The organism is Paenibacillus sp. sgz302164 (genome assembly GCF_056120505.1).
This window is the reverse complement of record NZ_JBVYOL010000030.1, coordinates 63,383-82,375: the sequence shown is the minus strand read 5'-3', so window position 1 is coordinate 82,375 and position 18,993 is coordinate 63,383. Positions and strand designations below refer to the sequence as shown.

General features: G+C 51.5%; 20 protein-coding genes. 4 read left to right on the top strand and 16 right to left on the bottom strand.

What is annotated here, in order from left to right; translation table 11 throughout:
• Positions 1-186: 186 nt before the first annotated feature.
• Positions 187-609 carry a DUF6157 family protein gene (locus AC0LWT_RS33300; RefSeq protein ID WP_474685671.1) on the bottom strand — a complete coding sequence of 141 codons (423 nt, stop codon included), beginning with the start codon at positions 607-609 and terminating at the stop codon, positions 187-189.
• On the bottom strand, positions 606-1,433 hold the full coding sequence (locus tag AC0LWT_RS33295; protein ID WP_474685669.1) for a sugar phosphate isomerase/epimerase family protein: 828 nt from the start codon (positions 1,431-1,433) through the stop codon (positions 606-608). The genes AC0LWT_RS33300 and AC0LWT_RS33295 overlap by 4 nt, the downstream gene beginning before the upstream one ends.
• Positions 1,434-1,630: 197 nt before the next feature.
• Here AC0LWT_RS33295 and AC0LWT_RS33290 point away from each other — a divergent pair, with 197 nt between their 5' ends.
• Positions 1,631-2,188: a DJ-1/PfpI family protein gene (locus AC0LWT_RS33290; RefSeq protein ID WP_474685667.1), complete on the top strand. Its 558-nt coding sequence runs from the start codon at positions 1,631-1,633 to the stop codon at positions 2,186-2,188.
• A gap of 82 nt (positions 2,189-2,270) precedes the next feature.
• On the opposite strand, the gene AC0LWT_RS33285 is transcribed toward AC0LWT_RS33290, so the two are convergent.
• The 4 genes from AC0LWT_RS33285 to AC0LWT_RS33270 form a co-directional block, all read right to left on the bottom strand.
• Positions 2,271-3,059 (bottom strand): nucleotidyltransferase domain-containing protein, encoded by a 789-nt coding sequence (locus tag AC0LWT_RS33285; RefSeq protein ID WP_474685664.1) that lies wholly within the window; start codon positions 3,057-3,059, stop codon positions 2,271-2,273.
• Positions 3,060-3,081: 22 nt separating this feature from the next.
• Positions 3,082-3,909, bottom strand: a complete 828-nt coding sequence (locus AC0LWT_RS33280; RefSeq protein ID WP_474685662.1) for a metallophosphoesterase family protein — start codon at positions 3,907-3,909, stop codon at positions 3,082-3,084.
• A gap of 118 nt (positions 3,910-4,027) precedes the next feature.
• Complete coding sequence (locus AC0LWT_RS33275) at positions 4,028-4,570, bottom strand: GNAT family N-acetyltransferase (RefSeq protein ID WP_474685659.1); 543 nt, start codon at positions 4,568-4,570, stop codon at positions 4,028-4,030.
• A 132-nt stretch (positions 4,571-4,702) separates the two neighbouring features.
• A complete protein-coding gene (locus AC0LWT_RS33270) occupies positions 4,703-5,506 on the bottom strand; it encodes a hypothetical protein (protein ID WP_474685657.1) in 804 nt (267 codons plus the stop codon).
• 209 nt (positions 5,507-5,715) lie between these two features.
• Here AC0LWT_RS33270 and AC0LWT_RS33265 point away from each other — a divergent pair, with 209 nt between their 5' ends.
• On the top strand, positions 5,716-6,228 hold the full coding sequence (locus tag AC0LWT_RS33265) for a hypothetical protein (protein ID WP_474685655.1): 513 nt from the start codon (positions 5,716-5,718) through the stop codon (positions 6,226-6,228).
• Between the two features lie 51 nt (positions 6,229-6,279).
• Here AC0LWT_RS33265 and AC0LWT_RS33260 read toward each other — a convergent pair whose 3' ends face one another.
• From AC0LWT_RS33260 to shc, 8 genes are all read right to left on the bottom strand, one after another.
• Entirely contained in the window at positions 6,280-6,717 is a 438-nt protein-coding gene (locus AC0LWT_RS33260) for a DUF2269 family protein (RefSeq protein WP_474685653.1), read from the bottom strand.
• 34 nt (positions 6,718-6,751) lie between these two features.
• Positions 6,752-7,084, bottom strand: coding sequence for an ASCH domain-containing protein (locus tag AC0LWT_RS33255; RefSeq protein WP_474685651.1), 333 nt, complete (start codon positions 7,082-7,084; stop codon positions 6,752-6,754).
• A gap of 61 nt (positions 7,085-7,145) precedes the next feature.
• Complete coding sequence (locus AC0LWT_RS33250; protein ID WP_474685649.1) at positions 7,146-7,382, bottom strand: hypothetical protein; 237 nt, start codon at positions 7,380-7,382, stop codon at positions 7,146-7,148.
• Positions 7,379-8,383: an aldose 1-epimerase gene (locus tag AC0LWT_RS33245; protein WP_474685646.1), complete on the bottom strand. Its 1,005-nt coding sequence runs from the start codon at positions 8,381-8,383 to the stop codon at positions 7,379-7,381. The genes AC0LWT_RS33250 and AC0LWT_RS33245 overlap by 4 nt, the downstream gene beginning before the upstream one ends.
• A gap of 120 nt (positions 8,384-8,503) precedes the next feature.
• The gene (araA, locus tag AC0LWT_RS33240; protein ID WP_474685644.1) at positions 8,504-9,994 is read right to left on the bottom strand and encodes an L-arabinose isomerase; all 1,491 of its coding nucleotides are present in this window, start codon (positions 9,992-9,994) and stop codon (positions 8,504-8,506) included.
• Positions 9,995-10,033: 39 nt separating this feature from the next.
• On the bottom strand, positions 10,034-11,707 hold the full coding sequence (locus tag AC0LWT_RS33235; protein WP_474685642.1) for a ribulokinase: 1,674 nt from the start codon (positions 11,705-11,707) through the stop codon (positions 10,034-10,036).
• Between the two features lie 92 nt (positions 11,708-11,799).
• The gene (locus AC0LWT_RS33230; protein ID WP_474685640.1) at positions 11,800-12,894 is read right to left on the bottom strand and encodes a GntR family transcriptional regulator; all 1,095 of its coding nucleotides are present in this window, start codon (positions 12,892-12,894) and stop codon (positions 11,800-11,802) included.
• Positions 12,895-13,945: 1,051 nt separating this feature from the next.
• Positions 13,946-15,808, bottom strand: coding sequence for a squalene--hopene cyclase (shc, locus tag AC0LWT_RS33225; protein ID WP_474685638.1), 1,863 nt, complete (start codon positions 15,806-15,808; stop codon positions 13,946-13,948).
• 129 nt (positions 15,809-15,937) lie between these two features.
• Here shc and AC0LWT_RS33220 point away from each other — a divergent pair, with 129 nt between their 5' ends.
• Together AC0LWT_RS33220 and AC0LWT_RS33215 are read left to right on the top strand one after the other, a co-directional pair.
• Positions 15,938-17,026, top strand: coding sequence for a DUF2515 domain-containing protein (locus AC0LWT_RS33220; RefSeq protein WP_474685675.1), 1,089 nt, complete (start codon positions 15,938-15,940; stop codon positions 17,024-17,026).
• Entirely contained in the window at positions 16,947-17,408 is a 462-nt protein-coding gene (locus AC0LWT_RS33215; protein ID WP_474685636.1) for a CBO0543 family protein, read from the top strand. The genes AC0LWT_RS33220 and AC0LWT_RS33215 overlap by 80 nt, the downstream gene beginning before the upstream one ends.
• 105 nt (positions 17,409-17,513) lie before the next feature.
• On the opposite strand, the gene AC0LWT_RS33210 is transcribed toward AC0LWT_RS33215, so the two are convergent.
• The gene (locus AC0LWT_RS33210; RefSeq protein ID WP_474685634.1) at positions 17,514-18,155 is read right to left on the bottom strand and encodes a class I SAM-dependent methyltransferase; all 642 of its coding nucleotides are present in this window, start codon (positions 18,153-18,155) and stop codon (positions 17,514-17,516) included.
• On the bottom strand, positions 18,109-18,993 hold the full coding sequence (locus tag AC0LWT_RS33205) for an aminoglycoside phosphotransferase family protein (RefSeq protein WP_474685632.1): 885 nt from the start codon (positions 18,991-18,993) through the stop codon (positions 18,109-18,111). The genes AC0LWT_RS33210 and AC0LWT_RS33205 overlap by 47 nt, the downstream gene beginning before the upstream one ends.

The window sequence follows — 18,993 nt, the reverse complement described above, 5'->3', positions numbered from 1 at the left end:
TAAGCACACGAGATAAGGTCGCTTTTCCGTTTTTTTCACGCGCTATCATCCGTTTCTATCATTTACCTCTACTATACCAAAATCTACTAACCTGACAACATTGGGCTCGCCCGCCCCCCGATGGCTGTGGTGTTTGGGCAATACCGCAGAAAAGCCTCCAACAGATGGAGGCTTGTGGTTAAGGCTCTATTTGGTCCGGGCGTTCCGCATCGCATTGACGAGTTGAGTCTTGCCGTCCGAAGCTTCGGCGAACTTTTGATACGCTTCGGATTCCATTGCATGGAGGGCGATTTTTCCCTCTCTGTTGTAATGGATTCCCCAACCGTATTTTTTGGCCAAAGTGGACGTCCGCAGGCAGGGATGCGGCTTTTGAAACAATTCCGCGCGAATTTCGTCGCCCCGGGCTTCCAACTGCTCCGGCGAAATGTTTTTGTGGCGGATATGAATTTCAAAAATCAAATCGTTTTGGGTGTATTCATACGGATGCTGCGAAAGAAGCTCGTATTGAATGACGTGAATCGGTTTGTTTTCCTTGGCGCTTACAGGAATTTCGCTGTGTTCGGCGGCGCTGTCGGGTGAAACCAAAACAAACGTATCGAGGTAGCTCATATCAGTTCGGCCTTCACCTGCTCGATTCCGTCCCACATGTTGCCTTCCCGGTCAAAAATGATGGAAATGGGAGCGCTGCAGTTCTTTTCCCGCAAAATCGCCAGCATACGGCCGAACTCTTCCCGGTCCAGTTCCCCGCCCGGGCCATAAACCGGCTTGGCGTGAATCGAGTGAGCGATGGGCGCGCCGTAGGCAATTCCGCGTTCTTTCTCCTCGGCGGCCAAATTTCCGAAATCGACGATTGTCGTAAATCCGCTGCCTAAATCCGTCATCAGTTGGGACCAGCTATCAACCGTGGAGGTCAGCTCCCGGAAATTTTCCGTTACGACGGCGACACCCCGGGCAGCGGCATACGCTTGCAAAATCCGCAAGCCCTCTGCGCTTCGGGCGTGAGCTTCACTGTCGCCGGGAGGCTGTTCGCCAGCGACGATGCGGATGGCAGCAGCGCCCGCCGTGGAAGCCGCATCGATCCATTGCTGCAAATAAGCGATGTCCGCCTCTCTGCGAACGGCATCCGGCGATGAAATATCGCCGTAGTCCACGAGCAAAGTATGGAATTTAACGTCCGCTGCGGCCAAAGCCGCCTTCAGCCGCTCTAAATAGTCCCTTTCCCTGGTAGGAAAATGGAAATGGCAAATTTCCACGAACCGGAATCCGCGGGCGGCCAGTTCCTTGGGTAGATCGAGCAGCTCCAATTCGGTCGGCTGGCTCTGCTCCGCAACGGCCGGCTGTTTCAACGCATCGTCCCAAACCGTCCAGCGCAAAGGCCCCAAACAGCGATGCAGACTCCAAGTGCTTATCGAAAGCTTATTTTCAAACATCATCCACGCTCCTCATCTCAAAATAATGCTGCACAAAAAAAATATTCCACATTTATCCAAAAATTCCTTCTGCCTTGTCCGTCGGATATTTAAACCTGATGGGCATTCGACAATAACCGTCAAATTCTCCCCATTTACAGCGGGAAGACGTTTGTTCATAATGAAAGTGGATTCCCATCTTTTTTCCAAGGAGTGATAGGATGTCGAACAAAATTTTAATTTTAACCGGCGACGCCGCTGAAGTGCTGGAAGTTTATTATCCTTTTTTTCGTCTTCAAGAAGCCGGCTATGATGCCGTTATCGCATCGCCTGCAAAAAAAGTGCTGCGCACCGTCGTCCACGATTTCGTAGAAGGCTGGGAAACGTACACCGAGAAGCCCGGACACCTGCTGCCTTCCCATATCGCCTTCGCAGACGTGGAACCTACTGAATACGACGGCCTGATCATTCCCGGCGGACGAGCTCCGGAGTACATTCGCTCCGATGAAAACGTGCCGCGGATTTTGCGTCATTTTTTTGAAGCTGACAAGCCGATCGGCGCCATCTGCCATGCCGCCCAAATATTTACGGCTTTAAAGGACAACAGCCTTTTCGAAGGCCGTACCATCGCCGCATATACCGCCTGCCGCCTGGACGTAGAGCAGCTCGGGGCCAAATATGCGGAAAATCCGCTTCACGTGGACGGCAAGCTGGTCAGCGGTCATGCCTGGCCGGATTTGCCCGGCTTCATGCGCGAGTTTCTGAAGCTGCTCTCCTAAGCTAAGGCACAAACGGCGGGCTGCCGATCGGCGGCCCCTTTGCCGGGCAGCAGCGTTCAGACGTCGCCTCCCCGCAAATCCCTTACCTGTCCATTAACGGCGTAGCCGGCTCCAGCCAGTTCCATTCATTGTTTTGCACGAACATGCTGACCGCCTGCGACATACTGATTCCGCAGTCGTAAAACACCGACATCATGTCCAAATACGCCTTCAATTTTCCCCGGGTCGGCTCCTTGAGCAAATCGTTCGTCTTCTGCACAAACTGCTCCGGCTTCGTCTCCGCCGCCTCGACCGCCCGCATGAGCGATTTGTGGCACGGAAACAGCTGCCGATTGTAAGCGAGTACAATTCGCCCCGCCGAAAGCGCCACCTGGCTGAGCGATTGCGTCAACAAATACGCATTGTCCTGCTCCCAGGCTTTCACAGCAAAATAGTTGCCGTAAAGCAGCAGCTGTGCGTAAAAATCTTTCAAATTCGCCTCACGGCGCTCTTCCGGAAAAACCGGAATCCGGTCCAGCAGTTGCTGAAGATCGGGAATTGTCGAATACGCCGCATAAGCCCCCTGAAAAGACGCCCGGGTCGGCTCGCTGCCTTTCTCCGCAGCTTTGACCAGAAAATCGTAACAAATGATTTTGCCGTCGATGTAGCCGCCGGGGTAATCGCATACATCCTGATTAAAATAAGACAAGTTCTGCTCAGCGCTCCTGCGCTCGAACTCTTTGTCGGTAACGACCAGATACGCGTCGATATCCGAATCGTCCCTCGCGATTCCTTTTGCTACGGAACCCGCAATAATAATCGCGCGAAAGTTCGTGTCCTGCTGCAAGAAACGAACGAAATTGTTGATCGACCTCTGATGGTGCTCTTTCACGGCCCGCCCCCCATTTTCTCTGTTAAATCGAAACTTGAACGATTTTTTTCGGAGCTATCGGATTGTCCCTCGGGTAACCCAGCGAAGCATTGACGAACCTGCATTGATGCAGCACATAATCCATTCTCCGGTGAATGTGGCCAAAACACCACGTTTTATCGGCAATCCGGTCGAAGTAAGGAGCGCCGTCGAAATAATAAAAGCTTGTCGACAAATCAAGCTCCCTGCCATCGGGCACCCGGCTCCAATCGGGTGATATGTGGGTGACGACGACCTGCGCGCCCGCTACGACCTCGTCCAGCTTCGCTTTTTCCCTCTCGAACATGTCGAGCGTATGGCGCGGCTTGCCGCGAATGAGCGCATAGTCGTTGGAAACGGACTGCCATTCGATAAACAACCGGTTGGAATCCGCCTGCAAAATCTGCATGCCATACTGCAAATCGTACCACATCCCGCAGCCGCCAAACGCAATTCCGTCCAGCTCAACAATTTGGCCGTCCAAATATACTACACCGGGCAGTTGGCTTGCGAGCAGCATCATTTCATTTGCCCGATCCATGGAGTCGTAGCGCCCGCTGCTTGCCAGCATCGCCTTTTCCAAATAATAATCGTGATTTCCCATAACGAGCGCAATGTTCGGATAATGCTCTTTCATGAGCTTCAAAAAAATGTAGTTCTGTTTGTTGCTGTGACCGAGGTCGCCTGCGATAACCAACGTGTTGGAACACGTTTCAGGAAGGAGCTGCAGGACCAGTTTCTTAATCGCATTCCGCAATTTCCAGACGCTTCCGGTCTCTTTGATCCAAAAGTCCAGATGAATATCAGAAATAAGATCGAAGCGCTTCATCATGTCCTACCTGCCTTTCAGTCCAGAAGCTCTTTCTTTTTCTATTATAATGCAATTAGCCGTCAGCAGGCTCGAAGAAAAATTCAAAAATCCCACGGGCGTACCGCAACGAATCCGCAGGTTATTTCTTCCAATCAGCCGCCAGCATGCCATAGACTGCATGGTCGATGTAACGATCCTCGATCAGCTCCGCCTGCCGGATGGTGCCTTCGCACATAAAACCGAGCCTCTCCGGAATGGCTCTGCTTTTATCATTCATCACTCCCGCCCTGATCTCGACGCGGTTCAATTGCAATTCGCGCAAAGCATAGTCAACCAGCGACGAGCATGCTCTCGTCATAATGCCGCGACCCTGATATTCTCCGCCTAGCCAATAACCGATGGAAGTATGCCTGTTTTTCCAATCGATTTTATTTAGCCCGATACATCCCGCGATTGTACCCTTGTAAAAAATCCCGCAATGGAAGCCGTTGTTTTCGGCAAACTGCTGCAAAGCTTGAGAAATAAATTGTTTGATAGGCTCGGGATTATCCGTCTCCTTTACCCAAGGCAGCCATTTGCCCAGGTAAGCCCGATTTCGGTCAAGCAGTGCATACAGATCGTCCGCATATCTCATTTCCAGTATTTTCAGCTCGGTATCTTCCGCTACTTTATAACTAAACATCAAGACGCTCCTCCCTTACTTTAATTTTCTTGGACTGCACCCTATTACCATAATATGGTACGAGCGCCATTTCAGCAATCAAAAAAAGACAGCCCGGCCTTCTCGAATGGCTGCTGTCCTCTTCATCGTTTTTTACTGGGCTGCGCTTCTTATTTCCGCCAATCTGGCCGCACGCTGCTCCTTGCTCAACTTCGGGCACGTATAGCAATAAATTTCTTTCCCTGTGCGGTAATACAAACAACACGCGGTTTTAAGCGGCATCTGCTTTTGCGGATCCGTCGAATGCTCGACCATCTTGTCGGTCACATTAAACGGATTGCGCTTGCGTCCGAATACGGCGGGCTCCAAACCTTTTTGCAAAAATTCGAGATCTTCGTGCACGCGTTCCCGAATCGAGCTATCTTCCACTTCGCTCAACATATGGTCCAAAAAGTAAGCGCGCCCGTTCGACAGTTGACCCCATAACTGTGCGATAGGGACGGAAACCGTATCCGCCATTTGCTCCATAATCGGTCTCAGCGTCGTTCCGTACAAAGCGGTCAGCACTTCTTTTCTCCAGATGTGGCGTTCTTCAAGGTTCACGGGTCCGTCTTGTACGACCCATTGTTTCAGTCGGAAACCGAAGAAATGATAGCCGTTTTTGTACAAAAGCTGAATTTGCAAGTTGCCGGGAGACAAATCCAGAGATTGATTGCAAATTGAAATGGCCGATTGCTGGGCAAAAATCAAGTACCGCAGCGCACCGCCGGTATACGTTGCGGCAGCAGCCGGCTCCAGCGCCTGAATGAGCGGCGCATATGTTTGCATCAGCCGTTCCATAGACTCTTTTTGCGCAAGCTCGTCTGATTGGAAGGACAGTACTTCTTGCTCCGCATCTGTTACATGAAAATGAAAACGCTGTGTCAGCTTATATAAGTCCAATTGTGCAGCCTGCATAGTTCCTCCCTTTGCATCCGGTTGCATTAGATGCCAGGTTAATGATAATGATAATCATTATAAGGATTTGCAAAGCCGCTGTCAATCTTTAGTAGTTGACAGCGCGCATATCGCAAGCGGCTCAATCCGGTATTGCCGCATTTGCATAAAATAGTGTAAGATCATGAATGGAACTCCTTACATAAATAGAAAGTATGTGAACGCTCGGCATGAACAGCATGAACTTGAATGTCAAAATCGTAATCAGCAGTCTTTTTTTAATGGCGGTTTATTTGATCTCCGCGAAATTTTCCATCCTGCATATGCTCTTCTATCCTACGCTGGGCGCATTCAGCTTCTTGTTTTCTTCGCGCAAGCTCACGCGCAAAGAGGCGCTCTCCATGCTCGCAGGCGCCACAGCCGCCTCCGCAATCGGCGTCGGGATGTACGAAATTTACGACGGCCCCGTAACGATATTCATTGCCGCTCTGCTGGTGATGAGGATGATTTTGTTTTTCAAGCTTAACGCACCACCGATTATCGCGATCAGCTTGATTCCTTTTTTCAGCCATCCGTCCAATCCCTGGATTTCGCCGGTTTTTACGCTAGTTTCGCTAAGCGGCCTTTTCCTTACGCTAGGCATTTCGGACCGGATCGTGCAGTACGCAAGCGCTCACCCACTATTCGTTACATTGTGGAGCAAACTTAAATTCTCGACTGAATCGCAAAGCGAATCCGCTTGAAAAACAAAAACCCGCACCTCTGCCGAATGCAGAAATGCGGGTTTCTTTTGTTTACCAGAGCGCCGGTTTGGCGACCATAAACCACATCATCGTTAAAGTAATGATGACGTACACGATCAGCGACCGCCGCAGCTTGGATACCAGAGCGGTCCGGTTCTCGTGCGGAGCTTTCAGCTGCCGGATGATCGGCGAGAACGCCCGGGCTATAAAATACAGGGAAGCTACCATAATAAGCACCGTCATCACGATCCACGACGTATTCCAGGTCCAGGACGTAATCCAGGTCAGCAGAATGCCGCTGCCGACAAGCGCATGACCCGCATGCTTGGTCAATCGAACGGTAATGCGGAAAGGCTCCAGAAAGTCGTCCAGCCTCTCAAACGGCGCTTTTTCGATTTTTGCCAATAGCGGAAACAGTACAAAGTAAGGGCCGATGCTCAAAATGGCGCTGAAAATATGTACATATAACAGTAACACATACCAGGACATCAGCCATCATCCAATCCAAGTGATATCCGGCAAGTTATTGCGCGGCTTGAAATTCATGTACCCAAACCTTCATATGCGGCAGCCAAGGCATCCCCGGGTGAATGGAAAGAATGCTTTCTTTATAGGCATCGACGGTCGGATACCCTTCCGCTTGCGCATCCGTGTCCGTCAGCTCGCCGAGCGATTGCCGGTATACGCCCGTCACGACAAAAGTTTTCCCCTGCAGCTCCATCTCTTCGCCGATATCCGCATAGCGTCCGTTCCGTCTGCACGCTGTTTTTTCTCCGGCCAACACTTTGGCGACTTCCTCTTCTTTGGTAACCAGACGGTCGACTGAGCATGTTTTTGGCGGTAAAGTTTCGTTCATTGCTGTTTGCTCCTTTTTGATCGATTATTCCTTACTTTCTGCGCTGCGCCGCGCTTCGCTTCTATTCCCGCAGCGCTTCCTTCAATTTCGTCGACATGCTGTCCATGGACCCGGCCTGGGTCCGCTTGCCGCTGCGCAGTCTGGCAGCCTCTTGTTTCAGCTTGGTGTGCTCATCCATCAACTGCCGGATATCCTCGATCAGCGCACGTCTCATCGGCTCATCCAGCTCCGCTCCGTCATGCAGCAGGCTCATCGCGGTCCGAAGACGGCCGTACAGGGTTAATGCCGGCTCCGTCATGCCGTACCGATGCAGTACAGGCGGCCCGATTCTTCCCAAATTTCGCCAGGCTGCAACGAAACGAGTCCGATCTGCTCCGCAGGCAGCTTCACATTAGGTGCATTTACAAGGTTCATTTGCGGCTCTGGACAGAAAAAGCCTTCCGTCGCTCCGTTGTTCCAAATCATCCACTGCTTGTAGGTCGTGCCGACATCGTAAACAAGCTTCACGTTAGCGCGGTGATCCGTCAGCTCCATACGGTTGCTGCCATTTTGGGCTTCCGTCGTGTAGTGATTGTCCATAGGCGCGTAAAATGGCGATAGGCCGCCCTGCTTCATCCGTTCTTCCTCGGCCGTCAAGGCCTGGAATTCGCCGGTAGGCAGCATTCTTTCGTTCAACTGCCAGCGTTTGCCGATCGTCAGCTTGAACGTGTAGTCCGCTGCGCTGCTGTCCGGCGCAAAAGGCGCATTGATCGCCGTATGAAAAGCGAGCAAGCAAGGCATCGCATCGTTGCCGTCGTTGCGCACCATGACGTGCTGATGAAGCCCGTTTTCACCCAGCGTATAAGTAAGCCGGATTGTAAATTCATGAGGCAAATAACGGTATACGAAATGCCCTTCTCTGACTTTTAAGAACAGCGTAACGCGGCTTTCATTATGATCTGCCGCATATTTTTCGACTTCCCATGGAATGTAGTGCACGAACCCGTGCAAATGATTGCCTGTCGCCGCTTCGTTGACCGGGAACTCGTACACTTTGCCATTCCAGGGAAACTTGCCGTCTTCGTAGCGGTTCGGCGGAAACAGCACCGGAATGCCGTGAATGCCTGGTCTTGCCTTAAAAGCTTCCATTTCCTCCAAAGCCGGCTCATGCAAAAAACGGTACTGCTTTTCCGTATCTCTAAAAGCAATCAGATTGGCTCCGATTTGCGGCAGCACCGCCGCCTCGTAACGTCCCGCTTTTAACCAGATAGCCTGTTCGCCTTGATAAGTCCCTTCGTAAGCTTGCGGTTGGATATTCATATTCTCCTCCTGACTAGTACTGACTCTTAAACTAATATAAGTTTACCGATTTCATTATGCAAGTCAATGTTAAAGTGGAAGAAAAGCCCAAAGTGCTTCTGCATCTCTGGGCTTTCGTTCTTATTTATGCTTCCACGCGATGTCGTTCCAGCGCAGTTCGTTGCGGAATGTTAGAGGCGACGTGTTTTTGTTGATGATCACGACCTCGATTCCGGCCATTTCCGCCCAATCCACAAGCTGCTCGGTCGTTACCGTGTAGGAGAACACGGTATGATGCGCTCCGCCTGCGTAAATCCATGCTTCCGCCGATTCGCTTAGCGAAGGCTGCGGTTTCCAGAGCACGCGGGCTACAGGAAGCTTCGGCATCGATTTCGTCACATTCACCGCGTCCACTTCGTTGATCAGCAGGCGGAATCGGTTACCCATGTCGATGATCGAGGCATTCAGCGCAGCTCCGCTTCTGCCGTTAAAAACGAGACGCGCCGGATCGGCTTTGCCGCCGATGCCGAGCGGATGCACTTGGATCGAAGGACGATTATCCGCGATCGTCGGACAAATCTCCAACATGTGAGCGCCAAGCACAAGCTCATTGCCCGGTTCCATATGGTAGGTGTAGTCTTCCATGAAGGAAGTGCCTTTGTTGTCGGCGATGATTTTCATAATGCGCGTCAAAGCGGACGTCTTCCAGTCGCCCTCGCCGCCGAAGCCATAGCCCTGCTCCATCAGGCGCTGTACGGCAAGTCCTGGCAGCTGCTTCAGACCGTGCAGGTCTTCGAAGCTGGTCGTAAACGCGCCGAAGCCGCCCTCTTGCAAAAATGCTTTCATCCCCAGCTCGATCCGTGCCTGCTCGCGAATCGCGTCGCGCACAGGTCCGGCGGAGCGGCCTTCCGGCGTAATGTCGTACAGCTCGTTGTACTCATCCATCAGCCGATCGATTTCAGCCTCGGAAATGTCATTGACGCGCTGCACGAGATCTCCGACGCCGTATCCGTTAATCGACCAGCCGAACTTGATTTGCGCTTCCACCTTGTCGCCTTCGGTTACAGCCACTTCACGCATGTTGTCGCCGAAGCGGGCCACTTTCAGGTTGCGGCCTGCGATGAAAGCCGCAGCCGTACGCATCCATCCGGCAATCCGGCTGATGACGGCCGGGTCTTCCCAGTAGCCGACAACGACTTTGCGGGCAATGCCGAGCCGCGCGCCGATAAATCCGTACTCACGGTCGCCGTGGGCCGCCTGGTTCAGGTTCATGAAGTCCATGTCGATCGTTTCCCAAGGAATGTCGCGGTTAAATTGGGTATGCAGGTGAAGCAGCGGTTTGCGCAGCTCCGTTAGGCCCGCGATCCACATTTTAGCCGGGGAAAACGTATGCATCCAGGTAATGATCCCCGCGCATGTATCGTCCGAATTCGCTTCGATGCAAAGTCTGCGGATCGCATCGGGAGTCGTCAGCACAGGCTTGAAAACGAGCTTGTTAGGAATAGAAGGATTTTGATCGATGCCTTGAGTAATTTGTTGAGAATGAGCATCTACTTCTTTTAACGTTTCCGTCCCGTACAAATGTTGACTGCCTGTCACAAACCAGAACACTTTTTCCGAAACTTGCAGCATAGTTACGCCTCCTAAATGGTTATAAAAGTGTATGAAAAATTAACTGCGGGCTTCTTCCCGGATGGCGCGCAGACGCTTCATCACGTCGTTCTCGCCACGGCCGAAATAGTCGTGAAGCTGGCTGTACTCCTGATACAGCCGCTCATAGACAGCTACGTTCTCCGGAATCGGCTTGAACGTTTCCTTGCGCACGCGGGCCATCTTTTGCGCTGCGTCGACGATGCTGTCGTAGCCGCCTTTGGCGGAGCCCGCCGCTACGGCGCCGAACATCGCTGCGCCCAGTGCAGGCGTTTGCTTGGAGTCGGCGATTTTGATCTCGCGGTTCGTCACGTCCGCATAAATTTGCATAAGCAGACGGTTTTTTTGCGGCAGACCGCCGCAGGCGTACAGCTCTTGAACTTCGACGCCGTTATTATGGAAAGCGTCGACGATTTTGCGCGTGCCGAAAGCGGTTGCCTCGAGCAGCGTGCGGTAAATCTCCTCCGGCTTCGTCAGCAGCGTATAGCCCAGGATCAGACCGTTGAGCTCCGTGTCGACGAGCACCGAACGGTTGCCGTTCCACCAGTCCAGCGCCAGCAGCCCGGTCTCGCCCGGCTTGTAAGCGGATGCACGGCGCTCCAGCCATTCGTGTACGTTGATGCCTTCCCCGTTGGCCGCCTCCTGTACGTAAGCGGGCACACCCTGTTCCACGTACCAGGCAAAAATGTCGCCTACCGCCGATTGGCCGGCCTCATACCCGAGATAGCCCGGAATGATACCGTCTTCCACGACGCCGCACATGCCTTCGACCTGCTTCTCTTCCGTGCCGAGCAGCATATGGCAGATCGAAGTGCCCATCGCCATGACCAGTTTGCCCGGCGTCACTACGCCCACGCCCGGAACGGCCGCATGCGCGTCCACGTTGCCGACCGCGATCGCGGTTCCCGGCTTCAGCCCCATCAGCACGGCCATCGTTTCCGTAAGCTCTCCGGCTTTCGTGCCCAGCGCCACCACATCGCCGCGCAGCTTCGTTTCGGTCACATTTTCCAAACGGGGGTCCAGCGCTTTAAAAAATTCTTTGCTCGGATATCCTTCCTGTTTGTGCCAAATGGATTTGTAACCGGCCGTGCAGCTGTTGCGCATAATTTGGCCTGTCATCTGGGAGACGACCCAATCGGTAGCTTCCAGGAAGCGGTCGGTCTGTTCGTAAATGTCGGGGGCTTCGTTAAGAATTTGCCATACTTTGGCAATCATCCACTCGGATGAAATTTTACCGCCGTAGCGCGGAAGAAAAGCCTCTCCCCTGGCTTCGGCAATTTCGTTGATCAAATTGGCTTCATCCTGTGCAGCGTGATGCTTCCACAGCTTCACCCATGCATGCGGATTGTTCTTCAGCTCCGGCTTCAAGCAAAGCGGAACTCCCTGCTCGTCAACAGGCAGCATCGTGCATGCCGTAAAATCGATGCCAAGACCGATCACGTCGGCAGGATCGACGCCGGACGCTTTCATCACGGCCGGAACGGACCGCTTGAGCACTTCAATATAGTCCGCCGGATGCTGCAGCGCCCAATCGTACTCCAGCTTGACGCCGGACTCCGGAAGCTGCTCGTCGATCACATTGTGCGGATAAGGCGTTACATGGTCCGCAACCTCGGTTCCGTCGGACAGATTGACCAGCACAGCGCGGCCTGACTCCGTACCGTAGTCGACACCGATTGCATACTTCGTAGACATGGTTAGATCCTCCTTAGCGTACATGTTCATACAAGCTAAATTTTTCTATATTCAGTATAGCACTTGTACGTACAAGTTGACTAGATGCAAAATCAAATTTTTGCCGTCGACTCTCTGACGATGAGCTCCGGCTTATAAATTTTGCCCGGAGTTCTGCCTCTTTCCTGCTTATGCTCGATCATGCCGATCAGCAGCTCCGCCGCGTCGGTGCCCAGGTCCGTTTTGGGATGTGTGAGCGTCGTAAGCTTGACTTCGGTAGCGGTAGCCAGCGTCGAATCGTCAAAACCGACCAGGGAAATGTCCTGCGGAACTTGAAACCCGGATGTACGTACAGCTTCAAGCAAATGCACGGCCAGCTCATCGTTATAGCATACAAAAGCCGTCGGCTTCCCTTCCCCCTGAGCCAGCATCGCGACCGCCTGCTCGTAAGGCTTGTGCTTCTTCTCTTCGGTCGTGTAGTGCACGACCAGATCCGGCGAAAGCGCGAGGCCGTAGCTGTTGTGGGCGCGTATGAACCCCTTCAGCCGGTTGGCTCCTTGCAAATCGTCGGTTTTGAAAAAACCGGCGATACGCCGGTGCCCCAGCTCGATCAAATGCTGCGCGGCCAGGAAGCCGCCCTCTTCATCGTCCACCTTCATGCACGGGCAGTTCATTTCGGCGTACCGCTCGTTGATCATCAAATACGGAATTTCATGATAATCGAGAGACAAATAATAGCTCAGGTTCGGATTGCCTTCCGCGCTCTTCGTCGGCTCTATGATCAGCCCGCTGAGCGGCTGGCTCATCATCATGTTCAAGCTCTCTTTTTCCTTCTCCTTGTCGTTATCCGTGCTGGACAGCAGCAGCCTGTACCCTTTGCTGCGCAAAGCGGCTTCGGCTCCGCGCACGATGTGCGGAAAAATGTAGTCGGATATATATGTCGTCACGATGCCGATCGTCTGCACATCGCGGCCCTTTTGCGTTTGCGGAGTGGAAACGAATGTGCCCTTTCCCTGCACGCGGTACAGCCAGCCCTCCTGCTCCAGTACGCCGAATGTTTGCCGCACCGTCTGCCTGCTCATTTGAAATTGCTCGGCAATTTCATTCTCGGAAGGCATCTGGTCGTTCGGTTTGAGCTTGCCGGCATGCAGCCAGGACAAAATCTCCTGCTTCAGCTGCAAATACTTGGGCATCTGTTTTTCTTTCATGTTTCACCTCGGGAGTATCGTTCTGAACGTATTATAGCATTCGCCCAACTTGTATGTACATATTCTTGGCAAAAGAGCCCCTTAAGCCGCTGTGCATTATCGGGATGGATGGAAAATCATGTCCGCGGCCACTTTATCCGGGCATCGTCCCAAGGAGAGTACCGAGAGCCGTGAGCTCCAATGCCCGCTGGAAAAAATGCAGGTTTTTCCGCCAAGCGGGCCGTTTCCATCGAAAAAGCCTGCACTTTCGCAGGCTTTTGCCAGCGTCCGCCAAACCGCTTGCACCCACGCAGGCTCATGGCGGTGAAGTGCACCCGCTCCACTCGGCGCAGCAAATCCCAAGAACGCAAGCGCCTCGCTGGCACGGCGAGCGAAAAAGCCTGCGAAAATGCAGGTTTTTGCTCGCCGCTACCGCCTGCAGCGAAATATTCCTGCAAATGTGCAGGCTTTTCTGCCGATACGCAGGGCACAGGCCGTTTTGAGCCGAAATTCCTGCACAATNGCGAAAAAGCCTGCGAAAATGCAGGTTTTTGCTCGCCGCTACCGCCTGCAGCGAAATATTCCTGCAAATGTGCAGGCTTTTCTGCCGATACGCAGGGCACAGGCCGTTTTGAGCCGAAATTCCTGCACAATCGCAGGTTTTTCCGCCAAGCGGGCCGTTTCCATCGAAAAAGCCTGCGCTTTCGCAGGCTTTTTCCAGCGTCCGCCAAACCGATTGCACCCACGCTGGTTCAAGGCGGCGAAACCACCCGCTCCACTCGGCGCAGCAAATCCCAAGAACGCAAGCGCTTCGCTGGCACGGCGAGCGAAAAGCCCGCAAAAACGCAGCTTTTTGCTCGTCGATACGCCTGTACAACTAGGTTTTCTTCGTGGCCAGCGATCAAGGACGCGAATTCATGCATTTTTGCAGGTTTTCTTCGTGCAGCCAGACAGATTGGGGTTATCGCCTCTGACGCGGGGGGTGGGTTTTCAACAGCCTTTTCCATCGAAACGGCTCGTTAACAGCAACAGCCATAGTCGGAAAAAGCCTCAGACTGTCGGCAGCCCTTCATTATTCAAACTTCCTTCGATAATGCGATAAAGCAAGCAGTGGAAATATATACCGGTAACTATGGTAATGGATATAAAACGTTCCTCCCATACCTTGGCCTTTTGGATAGTCGGTGCTCCAATCCTCTTTCTTAAGGGAATCCAGCAGATATGCTATTCCTTTGTGGATGGCTGCAGTGGGCCGGTCAGCAATTGTTATCAAGGCATCCAGTGCCCAAGCCGTATCCGTCAGCGTGCTTGTCTTTAACGGAACGTAGGTCGTTTGAATGTCGCTTTGGCACGACTCGCCCCATCCGCCGTCCGAATTCTGAATACTCGTCAGCCATGCCGCCGCTTTTTGCATGCTTGGATGGTTTTTCGATATGCCCACCGCTTTTAAACCTGTAAGCGCACCCCATGTACCGTATATATAACAAATTCCCCAGCGCCCGTACCACGAACCATCCTTCCGCTGATTGTTGAACAGCCAATTTACAGCATTCCGGATAATTCGATGGTTGGCGGGATGGTTCGTATAGTTCCCGAAAAATTCAAGCGTCCTTCCGGTCAAATCCGCACAAGAGGGATCCGCCAGCAAAAACCGGCCCTTTTCAAGCGGGAGAAATTCCAGCAGCTTGGAATCGGTATTTTTTTCAAAAGCAGGCCATCCGCCATTATCGTTTTGCATCGACAACAGCCAGCGGACGCCTCTTTCCCAGGCAGTTGGATTTTGCTGCGAAATTCTGTTTATGGACCTTAGCGAGGCAGTCGTGTCATCCACATCCGGATTCATCGTATTCACATCGGAAAAACCCCAGCCGCCCGGCAAGCTGTTGGGATTATGTACGGCCCAGTCGCCAAAACGGGTCTGCTGGCGGCTTAGTAAATAGTTGTTTGCCCTCGTCACCATAGGGTCTTTGTACGAAACTCCCGCTGCCTGAAGCGTATAACCGATTAACGAAGTATTCCACACATTAGCCGTTGTATATTGCATATGAGGATGGCCCTTAATTTCGCATTTCATTGCCCGAATCCCCCGGACGGCCTTGGTAATGACCGGATCCGTTCTTTTATACCCCATGGAAAGCAGGGCAAAAATCATCAGAAAGGTACTGCTGTAATAACTATAAAAAGTTCCGTCACTTTCCAAATGGTCCAGCATATATGTTTTGGCTCGCTCAAGGGCTAACTGATGCAGTTCACTCGGGATGCCGAGCAATCTTTTGACTCCGTCCTGAATAAAGTTGAGCAGCGAACGCCATTCGCTTGAGCGAATCCATTGGTCCTCATCATCCCGAATCAATTTCAAATCAGACAGGTCGGGAGCATTTGCTGTTTGAACGGAAAATTTACGATCAGCCAGGATCATAATCGGAGTCAGATTGGCCCTGCCGAAAACAGACAAAGAAAAGAAATTGATCGGGAAGCTGAGCGGGAGCAAAATCATTTCAATTGGCAGAGGGGTAGCGGACGGCCATTTATATTGCCCGGTCAGCGCCAGCATTATTTTCGTAAACATACTCACTTCCGATAAACCGCCATTGGCGAGAATAAACTTTCTGGCAGCGCTAAGACGCTCGTCATCTTTGCTGTAGAATCCGGAAAAAAGCAGCGCATAATAGGCCTCTACAGTGGTGGTTACATTCCCTTCTCCCTCATCATAAAAAAGCTTCCATGCCCCATTTTTCTGATGTTTACTTAAAATCCTTTGGCAAAGCCCTGCAATTAATTCATTATCATTAATCTCTAAAGTCCGCAATAAAATAATCGTAAAAGCATCGGTAGAAATCCCCGTGTCAAACGGATAAGCCCACGAACCATCGGGAGATTGGTCTTTTCGAAGTGTTTGAATAATCCACTCCATCCCTTTCACAGTATCCATCATTCCAGCCCTCCTTCCTCCCGTAAAAGCATCTTTAGGCTATACATATTCGGTTCTGCTCTAGAGAATTCGTAAGGGAGGGAAGCTGCTTTCTTTTTCACAAGAAACCGCCCCAAAACACCTCTTGAAACGATTCGCGAGGAATTAAAGAAAAGAGAGAAACATTCCCATGCCATTTCAAATGAGTTATCGCTTTCAGAGAACAAACTTTTGAACAATGTTAGATTGATTACCCAAAGCCACAACCTTAATAATGTGACTAGAACAAAAGCCTATCTCGAGTTTTATCTCCGGCATCCTGAAATCCATTGGGCATTTTTAGGCCATATGGTATCACGGAACGGCGGATGGAATATGACCGATCTCAAGGGAGAATATTTAACCAAATTGCTCACAAAAAAGGAGCAGGAATCGTTTTTCCATTTTTTAGAACGCGGCAACTGGCTGATTTTCCAAGATGTATACCCGCAATTTCTACTTTACGATGAAAGTTTAAAGCAAAATAAACCATTGTTTTATCTGCTGCCTCAACTGAATGTTTCTATTTTTATGGAAACGATTTGGAACTATTTTTGGAGAGCCCGAGATACGTATATTGTTTGTATAGCGTTAGTTATCAATGAACAAAGCTACTTGGAACAGAGGGTCATTCAAAATCCCTATTATCAAAATGAAATATTAGACAAAATCAAATTTCATCTTCAGGATTGGCTGTCATTTAATCAAATTCTGTTTCCTTCGGAAGGTGGGAATGTAAAGGGGCGGACACTTCACCATTTCCAGTCTCTTCATGAGCGAATTTTGCTTGGGAAAAGGCTATATGCCGTTTTGTTTGCAAATAAGGATTTTAATAGGCAGGCCCTGGATTGGGCGAAACGGCATCCGCATACCGGATCAAGGAAGGATTACTGGCCGCATTTATTCAATGATGTAAATGAAGGCGCACCGGGAATTACTTATCCATTTAGGTTAAAATCGTGCCGTCTCCGCGAGGGAGCAAGGAGAATATACAGTCCAAGACTTGAGTATGCCTGGAAAAATGTCAGCCAGCCGGAAGCGGAACCGGGGGATTGGTTTCAAGATATAGGCGTGGCGGATTATTTAAAGGATGATATTGAAATGACGGACGGAGAGATTAAGGGTGAATACTGTAAAACATTGGAACGGCTTGAAGTTGCTGCGCTCGCCAAAAAGACGATTAGCTTTTTGGAATCAAGATAGTTTAACATGTGCAATGCTCGCATCACTGCTTGGTACGTACTCCGATCTCTATTTTGTCGGCAAAGGGATGTATCAGTTTCCTCACAGGCTGCTGCCGGAAATTTTTTCGATTAATATCATCTTCACTCTAATCGGATTGCCTATATGGACGATGGTTTTTTTGTACTGTCTTTCCCAAATGGATCGATGGACGAGGGCAGGTATAGTCCTGTTGGTCAGCTTGTTAATGCCATTTTTGGAAATGCTAGCAGAGCGGCTAGGGGTGTTTCTCCATTCGGATAAGTGGATGCATGTATACAGCTTCTTCGGTTATTTACTGTTTCTAACGTTAATTTCAGGGGTTTATTTTGGGTTAAAAAAGGAAGCGGATAAGCGCGGATAGCAAGCAGATTGAAGCACCCGACGCAAAAGGACCTCAAATTCCACTGCCAAGCGGAGAACGAGGTCCTTTCTTCAGGTAAAAATCCGGGCAAAGCGGGGCAGAAAATCAATTGACTTGTGGGGCAGCCCCTTTTTTCCTGGCTAAAATGGATTGGTAATCGAGTTTCATGTCATCCCCCATGGACAGCACTCGAAACCGGACAATGTCGAAAACTTCGCGTACTTTCTTTTGAATATGCTCATCCTCATAAAAAGCAAAAAAGCGCTGCGGCCGGTAGCTGTCCTCTTCCCAAATGCCTTCGCTTTCGCAGCCTCCGTACAAGCCCATGTACAAAATACCGTCCGGTTTCAACACCCGTTCGATATTCCTCAGCACTTCAACCAGACTCGCCTTCGGCACATGCAGCAGGGCGTTCATCGTCCAAACCGCATCGAACGAAGCGGCAGGCAGATCAAGCCGGTAAAAATCCATCGCATACGCTTCGAGCTCTTTTTCCCGGCAAATGCGCACCATTTCCTCCGATAAATCGACGCAAACGACCTCACAGCCCCGCTCGCGCAAATAAACCGCCTGCTGCCCGGGACCGCTCCCCAAATCCAGCAGCTTCATACCGCGGCCTTCCGTCCGGAGTGTGGCGGCAAACTCGTCCATCTCCTCCGTTTTCCAAGCCTGCATGTCATTCGTATCCCTGTACCTGGCGTTATTGTCGTAAGTTTCTTTCAGTAGCTGTTTGACTTCCAAATCCACGGCCCGCAGCTCCCTTTAGTTTGAATTGAATCAATTGAAATAAAACCCGTTTCTCGTTATCGCTCAAATGCTCAACCAATCTGGCCGCGGCGGCAGGCAAAATCCACGCTTCAATCTCCTCCATGCTCCGTCCGGACAGCTTGAGATATTCGTGAATGTACGAAGCATAAAACCGCTTCTGAATAAACGCGATCAATGCGGCCATCGGCTTCGAGACGCCCTCGGGCACTTGGCCCGTGCGCAAAATGAGAGCCGTCCGCGCGGCGTCCGCCATCGTGTTTCCGCTCATTCCGGTCATCCAGTCCATCACCCATGTGCGCGTTCCGATCATGACATTGTCGGGATGCAGGTCGCCGTGGCACAGTCCTTCCCCGCCGCCAAGCGCATGCAGCCGCTCCACGATTTCCGATTTATCCGCGTCGTTCAACAAAGGCGCATGGCGAATCCGATGCTCCCACACTTCGCTCAGTTTGGGAAAATCCGCAGCTTGATGCCGATGAATCTCAACATGCAGCGAAGCTAAGCGGCGCGCCAGTTTGGAGCAGTTCCACGGCGTGCGGCCGATCGTTTCCAGCATCGTTCTCCCGGAGGCGCGCTCATAGCGGATGCCCTGCCGCCCATCTACATGTACCCGCTCCAGCGGTTCCGGGACAGGCAGCCCGAGCCGGAATACACGCAAGCTTGCCTCATACTCGCTTTCAACCAGATCAGGGGACTGATTCGGATAAAAAAGCTTTAGCACCGTCCGCTCGCTCTCTTCAAACACTTCCGCCGTTCTGCCAACGCCTAAGCGTTTACGTGTTTCTCCCGCCATAGCTGCCGACAGTCCTCTCTTCAA

Excerpts from the sequence above, each read along its gene's own strand:
- AC0LWT_RS33300 (WP_474685671.1), bottom strand. The coding sequence starts at position 609 with ATGAGCTACCTCGATACGTTTGTTTTGGTTTCACCCGACAGCGCCGCC.
- AC0LWT_RS33255 (WP_474685651.1), bottom strand. The coding sequence starts at position 7,084 with ATGAACGAAACTTTACCGCCAAAAACATGCTCAGTCGACCGTCTGGTT.
- araA (WP_474685644.1), bottom strand. The coding sequence starts at position 9,994 with ATGCTGCAAGTTTCGGAAAAAGTGTTCTGGTTTGTGACAGGCAGTCAA.
- AC0LWT_RS33230 (WP_474685640.1), bottom strand. The coding sequence starts at position 12,894 with ATGAAAGAAAAACAGATGCCCAAGTATTTGCAGCTGAAGCAGGAGATT.
- AC0LWT_RS33290 (WP_474685667.1), top strand. The coding sequence starts at position 1,631 with ATGTCGAACAAAATTTTAATTTTAACCGGCGACGCCGCTGAAGTGCTG.
- AC0LWT_RS33270 (WP_474685657.1), bottom strand. The coding sequence starts at position 5,506 with ATGCAGGCTGCACAATTGGACTTATATAAGCTGACACAGCGTTTTCAT.
- AC0LWT_RS33275 (WP_474685659.1), bottom strand. The coding sequence starts at position 4,570 with ATGTTTAGTTATAAAGTAGCGGAAGATACCGAGCTGAAAATACTGGAA.
- AC0LWT_RS33265 (WP_474685655.1), top strand. The coding sequence starts at position 5,716 with ATGAACAGCATGAACTTGAATGTCAAAATCGTAATCAGCAGTCTTTTT.
- shc (WP_474685638.1), bottom strand. The coding sequence starts at position 15,808 with ATGATGGATACTGTGAAAGGGATGGAGTGGATTATTCAAACACTTCGA.
- AC0LWT_RS33280 (WP_474685662.1), bottom strand. The coding sequence starts at position 3,909 with ATGATGAAGCGCTTCGATCTTATTTCTGATATTCATCTGGACTTTTGG.
- AC0LWT_RS33245 (WP_474685646.1), bottom strand. The coding sequence starts at position 8,383 with ATGAATATCCAACCGCAAGCTTACGAAGGGACTTATCAAGGCGAACAG.
- AC0LWT_RS33295 (WP_474685669.1), bottom strand. The coding sequence starts at position 1,433 with ATGATGTTTGAAAATAAGCTTTCGATAAGCACTTGGAGTCTGCATCGC.
- AC0LWT_RS33250 (WP_474685649.1), bottom strand. The coding sequence starts at position 7,382 with ATGACGGAGCCGGCATTAACCCTGTACGGCCGTCTTCGGACCGCGATG.
- AC0LWT_RS33235 (WP_474685642.1), bottom strand. The coding sequence starts at position 11,707 with ATGTCTACGAAGTATGCAATCGGTGTCGACTACGGTACGGAGTCAGGC.
- AC0LWT_RS33260 (WP_474685653.1), bottom strand. The coding sequence starts at position 6,717 with ATGTCCTGGTATGTGTTACTGTTATATGTACATATTTTCAGCGCCATT.